16 protein-coding genes are annotated in these 13,282 nt (G+C 48.0%); 1 reads left to right on the top strand and 15 read right to left on the bottom strand.

Going from position 1 to position 13,282, the window contains the following annotated elements:
- Positions 1-41 precede the first annotated feature (41 nt).
- The 15 genes from ndk to M3212_RS10490 all read right to left on the bottom strand — a co-directional run bounded on the left by ndk (position 42) and on the right by M3212_RS10490 (position 12,915).
- Entirely contained in the window at positions 42-485 is a 444-nt protein-coding gene (ndk, locus tag M3212_RS10560; protein WP_251193935.1) for a nucleoside-diphosphate kinase, read from the bottom strand.
- 162 nt (positions 486-647) lie between these two features.
- Positions 648-1,619, bottom strand: a complete 972-nt coding sequence (gene hepT / locus M3212_RS10555; protein ID WP_251193934.1) for a heptaprenyl diphosphate synthase component II — start codon at positions 1,617-1,619, stop codon at positions 648-650.
- Positions 1,620-1,688: 69 nt separating this feature from the next.
- A complete protein-coding gene (locus M3212_RS10550; RefSeq protein ID WP_251193933.1) occupies positions 1,689-2,561 on the bottom strand; it encodes a menaquinone biosynthesis protein in 873 nt (290 codons plus the stop codon).
- Positions 2,562-2,637: 76 nt separating this feature from the next.
- On the bottom strand, positions 2,638-3,501 hold the full coding sequence (locus M3212_RS10545; RefSeq protein WP_251193932.1) for a UbiA-like polyprenyltransferase: 864 nt from the start codon (positions 3,499-3,501) through the stop codon (positions 2,638-2,640).
- A gap of 27 nt (positions 3,502-3,528) precedes the next feature.
- Positions 3,529-4,239: a demethylmenaquinone methyltransferase gene (menG, locus tag M3212_RS10540; RefSeq protein WP_251193931.1), complete on the bottom strand. Its 711-nt coding sequence runs from the start codon at positions 4,237-4,239 to the stop codon at positions 3,529-3,531.
- A 5-nt stretch (positions 4,240-4,244) separates the two neighbouring features.
- A complete protein-coding gene (locus tag M3212_RS10535) occupies positions 4,245-5,033 on the bottom strand; it encodes a heptaprenyl diphosphate synthase component 1 (protein WP_251193930.1) in 789 nt (262 codons plus the stop codon).
- A gap of 112 nt (positions 5,034-5,145) precedes the next feature.
- Positions 5,146-5,364 (bottom strand): trp RNA-binding attenuation protein MtrB, encoded by a 219-nt coding sequence (mtrB, locus tag M3212_RS10530; RefSeq protein ID WP_251193929.1) that lies wholly within the window; start codon positions 5,362-5,364, stop codon positions 5,146-5,148.
- A gap of 426 nt (positions 5,365-5,790) precedes the next feature.
- Positions 5,791-7,269 carry a stage IV sporulation protein A gene (spoIVA, locus tag M3212_RS10525; protein ID WP_251193928.1) on the bottom strand — a complete coding sequence of 493 codons (1,479 nt, stop codon included), beginning with the start codon at positions 7,267-7,269 and terminating at the stop codon, positions 5,791-5,793.
- A 230-nt stretch (positions 7,270-7,499) separates the two neighbouring features.
- Complete coding sequence (locus M3212_RS10520; protein ID WP_251193927.1) at positions 7,500-8,228, bottom strand: hypothetical protein; 729 nt, start codon at positions 8,226-8,228, stop codon at positions 7,500-7,502.
- Between the two features lie 17 nt (positions 8,229-8,245).
- Positions 8,246-8,458: a DUF2768 domain-containing protein gene (locus tag M3212_RS10515; RefSeq protein WP_349774188.1), complete on the bottom strand. Its 213-nt coding sequence runs from the start codon at positions 8,456-8,458 to the stop codon at positions 8,246-8,248.
- Between the two features lie 230 nt (positions 8,459-8,688).
- Positions 8,689-8,958, bottom strand: a complete 270-nt coding sequence (locus tag M3212_RS10510; protein ID WP_251193925.1) for a stage VI sporulation protein F — start codon at positions 8,956-8,958, stop codon at positions 8,689-8,691.
- Positions 8,959-9,050: 92 nt separating this feature from the next.
- Positions 9,051-10,100: an NAD(P)H-dependent glycerol-3-phosphate dehydrogenase gene (locus M3212_RS10505; protein ID WP_251193924.1), complete on the bottom strand. Its 1,050-nt coding sequence runs from the start codon at positions 10,098-10,100 to the stop codon at positions 9,051-9,053.
- Between the two features lie 20 nt (positions 10,101-10,120).
- A complete protein-coding gene (gene plsY / locus M3212_RS10500) occupies positions 10,121-10,750 on the bottom strand; it encodes a glycerol-3-phosphate 1-O-acyltransferase PlsY (protein WP_434084043.1) in 630 nt (209 codons plus the stop codon).
- Positions 10,751-10,860: 110 nt separating this feature from the next.
- Positions 10,861-12,174 carry a ribosome biogenesis GTPase Der gene (gene der, locus M3212_RS10495; RefSeq protein ID WP_251193923.1) on the bottom strand — a complete coding sequence of 438 codons (1,314 nt, stop codon included), beginning with the start codon at positions 12,172-12,174 and terminating at the stop codon, positions 10,861-10,863.
- A 129-nt stretch (positions 12,175-12,303) separates the two neighbouring features.
- Positions 12,304-12,915 carry a YphA family membrane protein gene (locus M3212_RS10490; protein WP_251193922.1) on the bottom strand — a complete coding sequence of 204 codons (612 nt, stop codon included), beginning with the start codon at positions 12,913-12,915 and terminating at the stop codon, positions 12,304-12,306.
- 107 nt (positions 12,916-13,022) lie between these two features.
- On the opposite strand from M3212_RS10490, the gene M3212_RS10485 reads away from it, so the two are divergent.
- Positions 13,023-13,157, top strand: coding sequence for a YpzI family protein (locus tag M3212_RS10485; RefSeq protein ID WP_251193921.1), 135 nt, complete (start codon positions 13,023-13,025; stop codon positions 13,155-13,157).
- Positions 13,158-13,282: the final 125 nt, after the last annotated feature.

Genomic DNA, 13,282 nt, shown 5'->3' with positions numbered 1-13,282 from the left:
TCTCTGCAAGATGATATCTCTAGCAGACGGTGTTTATCCGCTTACACCCATTTGCTAATCGTTTTTTCATAGCTGTTCAGCTCTTCTTCCGTGAAGAAAATGCTGATTTCACGCGCCGCGCTTTCAGGTGAATCAGAACCGTGAATGACGTTCATCGCCACTTGAACACCGTAGTCGCCGCGGATCGTTCCTGGCGCTGCGTCAGCAGGGTTGGTCGCTCCCATCATTGTACGCGCCGTTGAGATAACATTTTCGCCTTCCCAAACCATCGCGAATACAGGGCCGGACGTAATAAAATCAACAAGCTCTCCGAAGAATGGGCGCTCCTTATGCTCAGCATAGTGAGTTTCAGCCGTTTCCTTTGAAACCGTCATCAGCTTGGCACCGACAAGTGTAAAGCCTTTCTTTTCAAAACGAGAAACAACCTCACCAATTAAATTGCGCTGCACACCATCAGGCTTAATCATTAAATATGTACGTTCCATTCGTCATTCGCTCCCTTTTACTTTCTTCTATGTGTTCAAAACCTCTCTCAGTATAGCAAAGTTTTACATGAACGACAATGGGTTGTCTCCCATGTCAAGCAGGAAGTTTTAGCGTCAATCGTTGCCGAAGGAAAGCGCAAGTTTAAGCCGCTAAACGATCTGCTAAAACTTCCGCTTGCCGATATAAGCGGCAATTTCACTGAGATAGGTCTTTGCTTGCGTCTCCGGAAGAGATTTAAGCGCGTCGTACGCCCGTTCCAGATAACGGTCGCTGATCTCAAGTGAATATTCAATCCCGCCAGATTTCTTAATCGCCTCCAAAATCGGCTCCATATCAGCCTGCTCTGGGTAGTCGGTTGAGAGCGCCTGCTCAATCATCGCTCTTACCTTCTCGTCATGCTGCATCGCATACAAGGCCGGCAACGTCACATTTCCTTGGCGCAAGTCGCCGCCGGCCGGCTTTCCCAGCTGCTCTTCCGTTCCGACAAAATCGAGAATATCATCGGTGATTTGGAATGACATCCCGACATTGTAACCAAATGTAAACAGGTGATGCTGAACATCACGGTCAGCACCGGCCGCCAGCGCGCCTAATTTACAGCTTACGGCAATCAGCAAAGCGGTTTTCCGCTTAATTCTCCGTAAATAAATGCGGAAGTTCTGCTGCCAGTTGTACTGATCACGGATTTGCTCGACCTCGCCAATGCACATTTCAACGATCGCATACGATAAAATCTGATGGATTTCCGGATGGTCAAAAAAGGTTGACGTTTCAACCGCTTTGGCGAAGATATAGTCACCCGTATACATCGCCACCCGGTTATCCCACTGGGATTTGATCGTCTTCTTTCCACGGCGCAGCTCAGCATCATCAATGACATCATCATGGACGAGAGAAGCCATATGGATCAGTTCAAGCGGGACAGCAATATGCTTGAGCACATCAATATCATAGGTGCCGAACTTGGCTGAAAGCAGCACAAAAACAGGGCGAATTCGTTTTCCGCCTGCTTTTAATAAGTGGGTCGAGGCTTGTCGTAATACTTGATGCCGTGCCTGAACAGTCGCCTCAAGCTCCCGTTCAATCACGACAATATCAGATTGAAATTTCATATAGATATCGGTTAGTTTCATATCATCCACCTTACTCCATTACAGCGACTTTCTGCCTATAGAAAAAATTGTCTCGTTTTGATTGAAACATTACAATTCATTATTGGCAAGCATTTTCTTTGTCAAAACGGAATTCCAGATCGCCAGCTTGTCAACCGGCTGCTGCAAATAGCCGAGCTGATAAGCTAACCGGTAAAAATAAAGCAGACCTCGCTGCTCGGTTTCGCCGAAGTCGTTGCACAGCTGTTGAAAATAAAGATTCCAAAAATCCTCACTCCCCCCGTGCGTTTTTACAATGTCGGCGATCATCGGCTGATAGTTCAGCTCTTCACTAAGTTGCTTACTCGCTAAAAAGGATTGATAGACTGTTCCTACCAATTCAGCCCGCTTGTTAATCGCTTCATTTCTGACCGCGAAAACGGCATACACCATCGGCAGCCCTGTCTGCTTGTACCAAATTTCCCCGAGATCATAACTGAACAGCCCGTCAGGCAGACTGCGTTTCGCTCTGATCGCATCATCGCCGATTAACAGGCAGCCGTCATGCTCGCGCAGCATTGCGGTAAAATCCGGCTTCATCGTCGTGTACTGCACACCGAATGAATAAAAATGCTCAAGAATAATTTTCAACAGATGGACAGACGTAGCGGAGCTCGAAGTCAGGGCAATCTTTTTTTCGTTAAGCTGCTCAATCGGAAGCTTCGAAAATAAGAAAATCGAATTGACATTGCCGTAAGAGGTGACAGAAAGGTTCGGCAATAACGTGTAAGCCCCGGCATTAGCCGCATAAGCAAACGAAGAAATTCCGCCGATATCAACCTGATCGGCAGCCATCGCTTTGTTCAGCTGGGCCGGCACCTGCGGCGTAAAGTGACAGTTGGCCTGCTTGAGCATCTGCCGGTCAAGATGATAAAACATTGGTAAAATGTTCGTGTAGGAAATTTCTCCAATAACGAGGCTCATTTCCCTTCACCTTCCTTTTTTTCCAAGTGAGACACGCCTTCAGCTATTTTGCGCTGAACGTCGTTCTCTAATGCATTCATAGCCATACATCCCCAATCGTAAAAATAAACATCACGATACTCAAAATTCCATTCATCGTGAAAAACGCGACATTGACTTTGGTCAAATCATCGTCCGAAACGATCGTATGCTCATAAAGCATAATGCCTCCGGCGATGATCACGCCGATCAAGTACAGCCAGCCGAGCGGAGTAGTGAAAAACAGCGTTAAAAAAGCGGCAAAGCTGATAACATGAAACAGGCGCGCGAGCATTAAAGCCCGCTTAATGCCAAAGCGGCTCGGAATCGAATGCAGCTGATGTTCCCGGTCATAATCAGCATCCTGCGTCGCGTAAATCACGTCAAATCCGGCCGTCCACAAGGCGACCGCGACAAACAGAATAAACGCATCCCAAGTGAGTGTGCCGGTTGCTCCGACCCAGCCTCCCAACGGCGCGATGCCGATCGTTATGCCTAAAATCAAATGACACGCCCAGGTAAAACGCTTCGTATACGAGTAAATCACGAGAAAAAAGACGGCGAGCGGCAGCAAATAAACCGCCAGAAGGTTCAACTGGAATGCTGCCGTAAAGAGCAGCACAAAGGAAATGACAATAAAAAAGAGCACCTCCACCTTTGAAATCAGGCCTGCGGGAATCGCCCGGCCGGCCGTACGTGGATTATGCTTATCAATTTGTTCGTCAATCACCCGGTTTAACGACATCGCCGCGCTTCTTGCTCCGACCATCGCCACCGTAATCCAGATCCATTGCGACAAACTCGGCCATGCGTCATTGACAATATAGGCGCCGAGAACTGCGCCAAAATAGGCGAAGGGCAATGCAAAAACCGTATGTTCAAATTTGATCATTTCAAGGATGATTCTTAACTTTCTAATCACAACTATCTGCTCCAATTCTTCCCCAAATTAAAAGGCGGGTTTTCTTCCTACATGCATCGCGGCGACGCCTCCTGAATAAGGCTTCACTTCGACATCTGTCAACCCGGCCTCCTTAAACATTTCAGCGAGCTTGTCCCGATCAGGAAAGGACATCGTCGACTCCTGCAGCCAGGAATATTCCTGATAGCTTTTGGCGAAGATTTTGCCAAACAGCGGCATAATCCGACGGAAATAAAAAAAATACAGCTGCTTAAACACAGGAATCGTCGGCTGGGACGTTTCCAGGCAAACGACGAGGCCTCCCGGTTTGACAACACGCTGCATTTCCCGCAACACTTGCAGATAGTCCGGTACGTTCCGAAGCCCAAAGCCAATCGTGACATAATCAAACTGATTATCATCATAAGGCAGCTCCATCGCGTTTCCATGGCGGAGTGTCACTTGGCTGAGGTTACGTTCCTGTCTCTTTTCCTCGCCGATTTTTAGCATATTCTCGCTGAAATCAAGTCCTTCGACCTTGCCGCTCTTGCCGACGGCCTCGGCTAAGGCAATCGTCCAGTCCGCCGTTCCACAGCAAACGTCAAGCGCGGACTGCCCTTCCTTTACATCCATCCGTTTCATCGTATCTTTCCGCCACGCTTTATGGCGCTGAAAGCTGATCACGGAGTTCATTACATCATACTTTTTGTAAATCGATTCAAATACTTGATGAACACGTTCTTCCTTTGACTGTCCCATCAGGCTCACCCTTCTTCTGCTACCTTTTCTTGCCATGCCGTCCGCTCAAACAGCGCATCGACATGCTCAATCACGAAACCGGTGCATGTCTCTAACAAGCGGCTGTTTTTCAATAAACGGTCTTTGACATCCTCCACTTTTCTCTCAATCAGCTCAGGCACTTCCTTCGGCCCGTCAGCCTCTTGAAAAATCGCCTGAATCACCGGATACGTCTTTCCTTCCAGCCATTCCACTTTTTCAAACAGCAGCCGCTTTAAATAGAAATAATCTTTCATCACAGCCGCCCATTTATCCTCACCAAAGTGCTTTACCATGTTTTGCATTAATAATGATTCGATCAGCGCCATATTCTCCATCGCTTCTTGATAGCTGAGCTGATCAGAGCCGTACAGGTTCATCTTGCTTTCATTGATTTCCTGAATCGAATGGCTGAATACGCGAACCATCGGAAGATGCTTATTCTCCGCCAGAAGATAATAATACAAGCTGCTGTAGTAATCGCCGGCCAAAATCGTCAGCTGACGGTTCTTTCTGCCGGCATCTGTCGTTACTTTATGGAGGGTAACCGCTTCATGTACATCAAGCGCAGCCTGAACAAGCAAGGATGAAATCGTAAACATTTTCGCTTCCTCAGCCGGCAGGTGCCGATAAAGACCGGCATACAAAAAGCGAACCTTATCTTCATCCACAACCGGTTCGTCTATGTACTTTTCTAAATAAGGATGCCTGATTAAGCTGTAGAAGCTCTCGTTGATCTCTTTTACGACCTCATTAAACTGACTGATTGTTACCATTTTTACGTCCCCCAAGTTCCGACAATCGTTGTTGTAAATCACTAACGCGCATCTATTATATCATATGTTCCACATAACAAGGTACCAAAACTCCCTTTCCTGTGTACAAATGCTAATCCTCTGTATCCATCGTCCCATGACTCGTTTGAATAATCGCCTTGCCGCGGACTTTTACCGCTGATGTATGCTCGGTAAACTGGGCAATCATCACTTCACCCTTGTCCAGCTTTTCTGAATGGTGAAAGCGTGTATCCGAGCCTCTTGTCAGCCCGATGACATTCACCCCGTTTTCCTTCGCTTTTATCACAAAAAATTCATTTTGATTGTTCATTGACTCACGCTCCTGTTCATTTGCCTTCTCCGCCACTGGAGAGAAGACAGGCACTAATTTCGACTTTCTCTCTAGTTTATCATGATTCGGCTGTTTTTGCCTTGTTCAGCCCTGAAAAATTAAAGAAGCCCGGGCAAAGGTTGAACACAACCTTTCAGACCATGGACAAAACGAGGGCGGGTCCAAAGGATTTTCTATATGTCGATCCGAACAAATGAAAAGAGGGGAATCCGGCGCTCCTGAAATAGACTTCGTACGGTAGTGCTTTGTTCGGCATTCCGGTAAACACAGTAGATACGTTATTTTGCCCCATCCCCGGAGCGGGTTCGAAGCTCTGAATCGTGCAAATACTTATACCGAAAAAGCTGCCGAAAAAGTGAAAATCGTACTTTTTCAGCAGCTTCTTTTTCTCGGGGCTTCTGCAACTCAAAGGATGATGGCGATCAACCCGCCTGAACCCTCATTAATGATTCTTTCCAATGTTTCCTTCAGTTTATAACGCGCATTTTCAGGCATGAGCGACAGCTTCGCGGAGATCCCTTCTCTGACGATCGAATTCAACGACCGGCCGAAAATATCGGAATTCCAGATCGAGAGCGGATTTTCTTCAAAATCCTGCATCAAATAACGGACAAGCTCTTCACTCTGCTTTTCTGTTCCGATAATCGGCGCAAACTCCGACTCGACATCAACTTTAATCATATGAATCGACGGAGCAACCGCCTTCAGTCTGACGCCAAAACGCGCACCCTGGCGAATGATTTCCGGCTCATCGAGACTCATATCGGACAGCGCAGGCGCGGCAATGCCGTATCCTGTCTGCTTCACCATTCGCAACGCCTCGGCCACCTGATCATATTCAGACTTGGCATGGGAGAACTCCTGCATCAGCTGCAGCAGATGATCTTTCCCGCGGATTTCGACGCCGACGACTTCCTTCAGCACCTGGTCGTATAGATCATCCGGAGCGTATAAATCAATTTCGGCAATGCCCTGGCCCATTTCAATCCCGGCCAGGCGAGCATCATCGATGAACTCATATTCGGTGAACTGGCCGACAACGCGATCAACGTCACGCAGCCGCTTAATGTCCTTCACCGTTTCGCGGACGGATTCCTCATAGCTTTGACGGAGCCAATGCTCTTCCTTTAAGACCATCACCCAGCTCGGAAGATTCACATTGACTTCATGGACAGGGAATTCAAACAATACTTCACGCAGGACATTGTTAATATCCTGATCGGTCATGCTTTCAATGCTCATCGCCAGCACCGGAATGTCATGCTCCTCTGAAAGCTGACGCCGTAAATTCTCTGTATCCGGATGATGAGGACGGACGCTGTTCACAATCATGATGAACGGCTTGCCGACCTCTTTTAATTCCTCGACAACCCGCGCTTCTGACTCGATATAATCATAACGCGGAATTTCCCCAATTGAACCATCGGTCGTAATGACGACTCCAAGCGTCGAATGCTCCTGGATTACTTTTCTCGTCCCGATTTCAGCTGCTTCCTGGAAAGGAATCGGCTCTTCATACCACGGTGTATTGATCATCCGTGGTCCATGCTCATCCTCGTAGCCCTTCGCCCCAGGAACCGCATAGCCGACACAATCGACGAGGCGGATGTTGACATCGAGTCCTTCATCAACATGAATGGAAACAGCTTGATTCGGCACAAATTTCGGTTCCGTCGTCATAATTGTTTTTCCAGCCGCGCTTTGCGGCAGCTCATCCTGCGCTCTCGCCTTATCCGACTCATTCTCAATATTTGGCAAGACAACAAGCTCCATAAATTTCTTTATGAAGGTTGATTTTCCCGTCCGGACAGCACCCACTACCCCAAGATAAATATCGCCGCCGGTTCGCTCGGCAATATCTTTAAAAATATCTACCTTTTCCACTTGATCCCCTCCCGATTAAGTAAAGATGTGAAACCCATCTTCGTTTCCGTAAACCTTGGACACTATCATGTTTATGATGTTGTCCAACGTTTATGACAATCGTCAGCAAGAAACCTGAACGATAAGATGAATTTCTTTTCGGTCACCGAGAAGGGGTCGTTCAAAAACAATTGCCCCTTCCTTTGATATATATATCAAATAGAAAGGGGCAATAGACCAATTTTTCCTCGTTAATTTTTGTCAAGTGTGATCGCGTAAGCCGGCTCGCCGTTTTCATCAAGCACATACGGGATGCTGCGGTTCGGCACAAACGGGCTGTGTTCATAGAGCAAAGGGCGAATATCTTCCCCTTCGGCAAAGGAATGGCCGTGCTCCTGAAGCATCCTGTTTAAATCAATCCGGTAATCGATGATAATCTCGCCGTCATTCGTAAACAAAAGCGGCAGCTGTGTTTCATGATACGGGCTTTTCACATGGGGCGCTTCGTCATACCCGAGCGCCTGATGATCAAGCCGAAACAATCCGACATCGAGGATCTCATCGATAGGGACGTATGTATGCTGGCGCATATAATCGTTGATGCGCTGCTGCATCTGCTGAATCGCCCGCTGCGTGGTCAAATCAATCACTTTCACTTCAGGCGCTTCCTCGACGTTCACGAGCACATACTGAAAGACACCGCCATTTTCAAACGCTGTCCCGGGCGGCTCCTGCATATAGCGCGGAACCAATTGATTGAAATCAACGACATAACGCTGATACTTCGACGTCGTTTCATCGAAGGTCCGGATCGGCAGCACCCCTGTGTCGGTCTGGAACTGCTCAATCGCCTGCTGAACAGCCTGAAGCTGGTCCGGGTACGGAATTTGATTTTCGGCGCGCTGCTCATTCGGATACATGCAGCCTGAAAGCAGCAAACCGAGCAACACAATAAGGCTTGTACAACTGATTTGTTTCATTCTATTATCTCCTCTCCCTACATCGTAGCTGTTGGACCGCCGATGACAATCAGGAAGACGATGATTCCGGAAATTAACAGGCACACAAAGGAAAAAGCCAGCACCGTTTTTTGCAGCCAGCCTTTTAATTTTTCACGGCTGAAAATCGCCGCCCCTGCTGAAATAAACATTAAGGCCAACGCAAAAAAAGAAATCCACATATTCATTAATGCTTGTGACAATTCTATCACTCCTTCTGACGATCACTCGTATTATAGCATATCAGGAAAAAAGAATGGAATCCTCAGCGCAATCAGTCACAAAAACGTCGCCGCTTGAAAAAACGAAAACCGGAGAAGTGGGGGCACACTTCTCCGGTTTTTGACGAAACCCTTCAATTGAACAGCCCTATTGTAATGTTCGTTCGTTACTACTATATGCACAAACTGCTAGTGTGCTTCGTCAGCAGCCTATCCAGCTGTTATTTTTTATTGAACATCTTCGCAAGAGAAGCAAAATCAGTCGGCATGTTGTTATTAATAATCGCATTCACAATCTGGTCTTCTTTTTCTTTTGAAACAGGTTTATTTGCAAGCTTTGCGACTTGGGCGATTAATTGCCTTACAGTTGCTTCGTCTTGAAGATTCGCCTGACTGACCGAATTGGCAAGCTTGAGGAGTTCATCTGGCTTGACACTCGTCTTCTTTTGAATTTGGTCCATAATAGATGGGTCATTATTATTTTGGAACATACGGCACCCTCCCTCATTCGTAATCACCATATCGTATGCAATTCGAAGGAAGGTGGTGCCTCAATCGCCCACTAAGGGTTAAATCTGGTTATTTAGTTCTGACGATAGGCCGCCTCAACAATATCTGAGGACAGCTGTTCAACCTCATGTTTTTTCACCCGTCCCATCAGCCCCTCCGCTGCATCCTTAGGCTGTACGCCATCAAATAAGACAGCGTGGAGCGAAGCGGTGATCGGCATATCGACCCCGCATTTTTCGGCAAGCTCATGGGTAGCCTTCGTCGTCTGAATCCCCTCGACGACCATCCCCATCGAGTCAAGCACTTCATCGAGCGTTTTTCCTTCGCCAATCAGCTTACCGGCGCGAAAGTTACGCGAATGAATACTCGTGCAAGTTACAATTAAGTCGCCTAAGCCTGACAGGCCGGCAAAGGTTAGCGGATTCGCCCCGAGCTTCACGCCGAGGCGGCCGATTTCGGCAAGGCCACGCGTCATGATTGCCGCCTTTGGATTATCGCCCATTCCCAGTCCTTGCGTTAAGCCGCAAACAAGGGCGATAATGTTTTTCAGCGCGCCGCCGATCTCGACGCCGATCAAGTCCGGGTTCGTGTACACGCGAAAATGCTGATTCATAAACAAATCCTGCGCGAACTCGGCCGCCTGATGACATTTGGAGGACACCGTTACCGTCGTCGGCTGCCTCTGACTGACCTCTTCGGCATGGCTCGGTCCCGACAGCACGACGACAGCCTCAAGCAGCTCAGAGCCCTTCATTTCCTCTTCAATCATCTCTGAAATCCGCTTATGGGTGCCTGGTTCGATCCCCTTGCTCGCATGGATCATCACAACCTTTTTTTTCAGCACCTTCCGCAGTTCGGCAACCGTCTCGCGCATCGCCTTTGTCGGGACGACGAGCAGAATCGCATCTGTATCCTCTACGACCTGTTGCATCGAATCGTAGCCGACAATCTCTGCGGAAAGCGTCACGCCCGGAAGGTACGCTTCATTCGTATGCTGCTTATTAATTTCTTCAATTTGTTCTTTCCGCCTTGCCCACAGACGCACCTCATGTCCGTTGTCGGCCAAAACCATCGCCAGCGCGGTGCCCCAGCTTCCAGCTCCCAGTACGGAAATCGTTCCCATCTCCATTCCCTCCTCTATTCTTATGCTTTCTTACCCAGCTTGCTTTCTGTCCCCTTGATCAGGCGTGCCAAATTCGTGCGATGGCGCCAAAGCGATAAAACGGCGACAACCACTGTTAAATAGACATATAGAATAGGATAATCATAAGTATCGATCAGAACGTATGTCAGCACTGGTGTCAAAACCGTAAATAATAAAGAACCAAGTGAGACAAAACGGGTAATAAAAATACTGGCAATCGCAAGCAAGCCGGCAAATAAAGCCGGGAAGAAAACAAGTGTAGCCAAAACGCCAATTGTCGTCGCTACCCCCTTACCTCCCCTGAATCCATAATAAACCGGCCAATTGTGACCAAGGATGGCGGCCAATCCGGCCAAAGCCGGAAATAGACCAGATTGATCAGGAGCAAGCAAAATCCCGAGCCAGACCGCCGCGATCCCCTTTACAATATCCAACGCAAGAACAGCGACCGCCGGGCCGACTCCGAGCACGCGCAATGTGTTCGTCGCTCCGGCATTCCCGCTTCCATGCTGGCGAATATCAACTTTCTTAATTTTTTTTGCGATGATGTAACTGAAACTGATTGAACCTAATAAATAACCACTTACAATGATAAAAATAAGAGCAATAACGATTAATCCGTCTCCCACACCATTCTCTCCCTTTCATTTATATCGGGTTTTGTGCGCTGCCATGATCACCCGGGAGGAGTAGATCGAGCAGCGGACATCCCCCGCTGCTGCTTCCCCTAATAGTCTGCTTAGAGGTTTTTCTTTCGTGCAAAGATTTTAATCGGCGTTCCTTCAAATTCAAAGGTATCGCGCAGCCGGTTTTCCAAATAGCGTTGATATGAAAAATGCATCAGCTCAGGCTCATTGACAAAAAAGACAAATGTCGGCGGTTCAACAGCGACCTGCGTCACATAGTTAATCCGCAGCCGTTTCCCTTTATCTGTCGGCGTCGGGTTCATCGCCACAGCATCCATAATCAAATCATTAAGCACATTGGTCGGCACGCGCAAATGATGATTCTCCGAAACCTTTTTCACCATTGGCAGCACATGCTGCAGACGCTGCTTTGTTTTGGCGGAAACAAATAAAATCGGGGCGTAGCTCAAAAACAGGAACTCATCGCGGAGCTTCTGCTCAAAATTCCGCATCGTTTTGTCGTCTTTTTCGACCGCATCCCATTTATTGACGACCAAAATAACAGCCCGACCCGCCTCATGGGCATAGCCGGCAATCTTTTTATCCTGCTCAATCAAGCCCTCCTCGGCATTGATCACAACGAGGACGACGTTGGAGCGTTCTATCGCTTTCAAGGAACGGAGGACGCTGTATTTTTCGGTGCTTTCGTAGACCTTGCCGCGCTTCCGCATTCCGGCCGTGTCAATTAACACATATTCCTGTTCGTCTTTTGTGAACGGCGTGTCAATCGCATCACGCGTCGTGCCCGGAATATTGCTGACAATGACCCGCTCTTCTCCGAGCATCGCATTCACGAGCGATGATTTGCCGACATTCGGACGGCCGATCAAGGCGATTCTGATCGTATCTTCGTTGTACGGATCGCCTTCTTCCTCAGGAAAATGCTTGATTACTTCATCGAGTAAATCACCAAGCCCGAGACCATGAGAGCCTGAAATCGGAAATGGATCGCCGATTCCCAAGGAATAAAATTCATACAGTTCCTGCTGCATTTCCGGATTGTCGACCTTGTTCACGCCAAGCACGACCGGCTTGTCTGAGCGAAATAACAGCTTCGCCACTTCCTGATCAGCGGCTGTAATGCCTTCGCGGCCGTTTACAATAAAAATAATGACGTCCGCTTCCTGGATCGCCACTTCAGCCTGCTCACGCATCTGAAGCAGCAGTGGCTCGTCACCAAGCTCAATCCCCCCTGTGTCAATAATATTAAATTCCCGGTTTAACCATTCTCCTTTGCCATATAAGCGATCTCTCGTCACTCCAGGCATATCTTCAACAATCGCCACCCGTTCTCCAACGATCCGATTAAAAATCGTTGATTTCCCAACATTGGGACGGCCGACGATAGCAACTACCGGCTTTGTCATCGTGTCACAACCTTTCTGCTTTCCGATACTACAGGAGACGCTACTCCCTAGAAAAAATCTCCTTCAGTCCTGATTTTCTCCATCATAACCTTTTTATATTACTTGATTTACCGGAACTTGTCGACCTCTCTACGATGTTTTTTCAAGCGAAGAAAAAGGCCGTCTGATCGCAGTCTCCTGCAAAAGCTGGACAATCCCTTTTGCTGTTAGCAGAACCCCGTAAAAAAACACGGTGACGGCGACAATATCAAAAAAATAAAGACTACCTGTCACTCCCTGCAAGTGAAAAAACTGTTGTAATACAAAATGAAACACAAATTCCCCTTGAAGCAGACCGGCCACCGCCAACAGACAGCTGCGCTGGATATGACGCACGAACAGGCAGGCCAATAAAAAGGCAATGCCGGCACTCATCCAGCGCGTATCCAGCAACTCGATGACCGGATCAAAAATCAGCACCAGCTGGAATGCCCCGTAAGCAGCCGCGATCGTCCAGGAAACGATCAGAAAAAAGCAGATCTTCCGCCAGGAGAAGCTTCTCATTTGCCAGCAAATATACGCAATCAGCGCCACAAAAACAACGGAAACCGTCATCCCGTCAATCGAAAATGTCAGCGGCAGGCAGGCTAGCAGGAGCAAAAGCAGCATCGCATTCACGAGCCGTGCCGTTGTTTTTTTCTGGAAAAACGTAATGATAATCCACAATATCCAGCCAAACCAATAAATAAAAACTCCGTCCAATGATCTCACCTCTTCCCCCATTATCACCGGATTTCCCCTGTTTTAACCGTTGCTGCATAATTCACCCGCTCTATTGGGCAAGCTAAGCAAAAAAAGGAGGCGAATCGATGGGAAAGGACCGGCAAGAGAAGAAAAAGCGACAGGAGAAAAGAGTGGAATCCGACCGCGACCAAAGCCTGGATTACCCTGGCGCAGCAAAGCTTGAATCAGCGGAGGATGCCAGACAAAATCAGCGCCATTAATCAAAACCACCCGTGAGAACGGGTGGTTTGTTCTACGGCTGGAAGCCTTTGTTGCTGACCAGACCCTAAAGGGCCACTGAACGGTTCGCCATTTGTACTTCTTCTACTGGCCAGACCTCAAAGGC

The organism is Halalkalibacter oceani, assembly GCF_023715705.1.
In the GTDB taxonomy this organism is placed as follows: domain Bacteria; phylum Bacillota; class Bacilli; order Bacillales; family Bacillaceae_D; genus Halalkalibacter; species Halalkalibacter oceani_A.
This window is presented reverse-complemented; position numbering and strand designations above follow the sequence as displayed.

Coding starts and splice junctions, on each gene's coding strand:
- der (WP_251193923.1), bottom strand. CDS start 12,174: ATGACAAAGCCGGTAGTTGCTATCGTCGGCCGTCCCAATGTTGGGAAA.
- M3212_RS10510 (WP_251193925.1), bottom strand. CDS start 8,958: ATGTTCCAAAATAATAATGACCCATCTATTATGGACCAAATTCAAAAG.
- mtrB (WP_251193929.1), bottom strand. CDS start 5,364: ATGAACAATCAAAATGAATTTTTTGTGATAAAAGCGAAGGAAAACGGG.
- M3212_RS10505 (WP_251193924.1), bottom strand. CDS start 10,100: ATGGGAACGATTTCCGTACTGGGAGCTGGAAGCTGGGGCACCGCGCTG.
- menG (WP_251193931.1), bottom strand. CDS start 4,239: ATGGGACAGTCAAAGGAAGAACGTGTTCATCAAGTATTTGAATCGATT.
- M3212_RS10550 (WP_251193933.1), bottom strand. CDS start 2,561: ATGAGCCTCGTTATTGGAGAAATTTCCTACACGAACATTTTACCAATG.
- M3212_RS10535 (WP_251193930.1), bottom strand. CDS start 5,033: ATGGTAACAATCAGTCAGTTTAATGAGGTCGTAAAAGAGATCAACGAG.
- M3212_RS10485 (WP_251193921.1), top strand. CDS start 13,023: ATGGGAAAGGACCGGCAAGAGAAGAAAAAGCGACAGGAGAAAAGAGTG.
- ndk (WP_251193935.1), bottom strand. CDS start 485: ATGGAACGTACATATTTAATGATTAAGCCTGATGGTGTGCAGCGCAAT.
- M3212_RS10520 (WP_251193927.1), bottom strand. CDS start 8,228: ATGAAACAAATCAGTTGTACAAGCCTTATTGTGTTGCTCGGTTTGCTG.
- hepT (WP_251193934.1), bottom strand. CDS start 1,619: ATGAAACTAACCGATATCTATATGAAATTTCAATCTGATATTGTCGTG.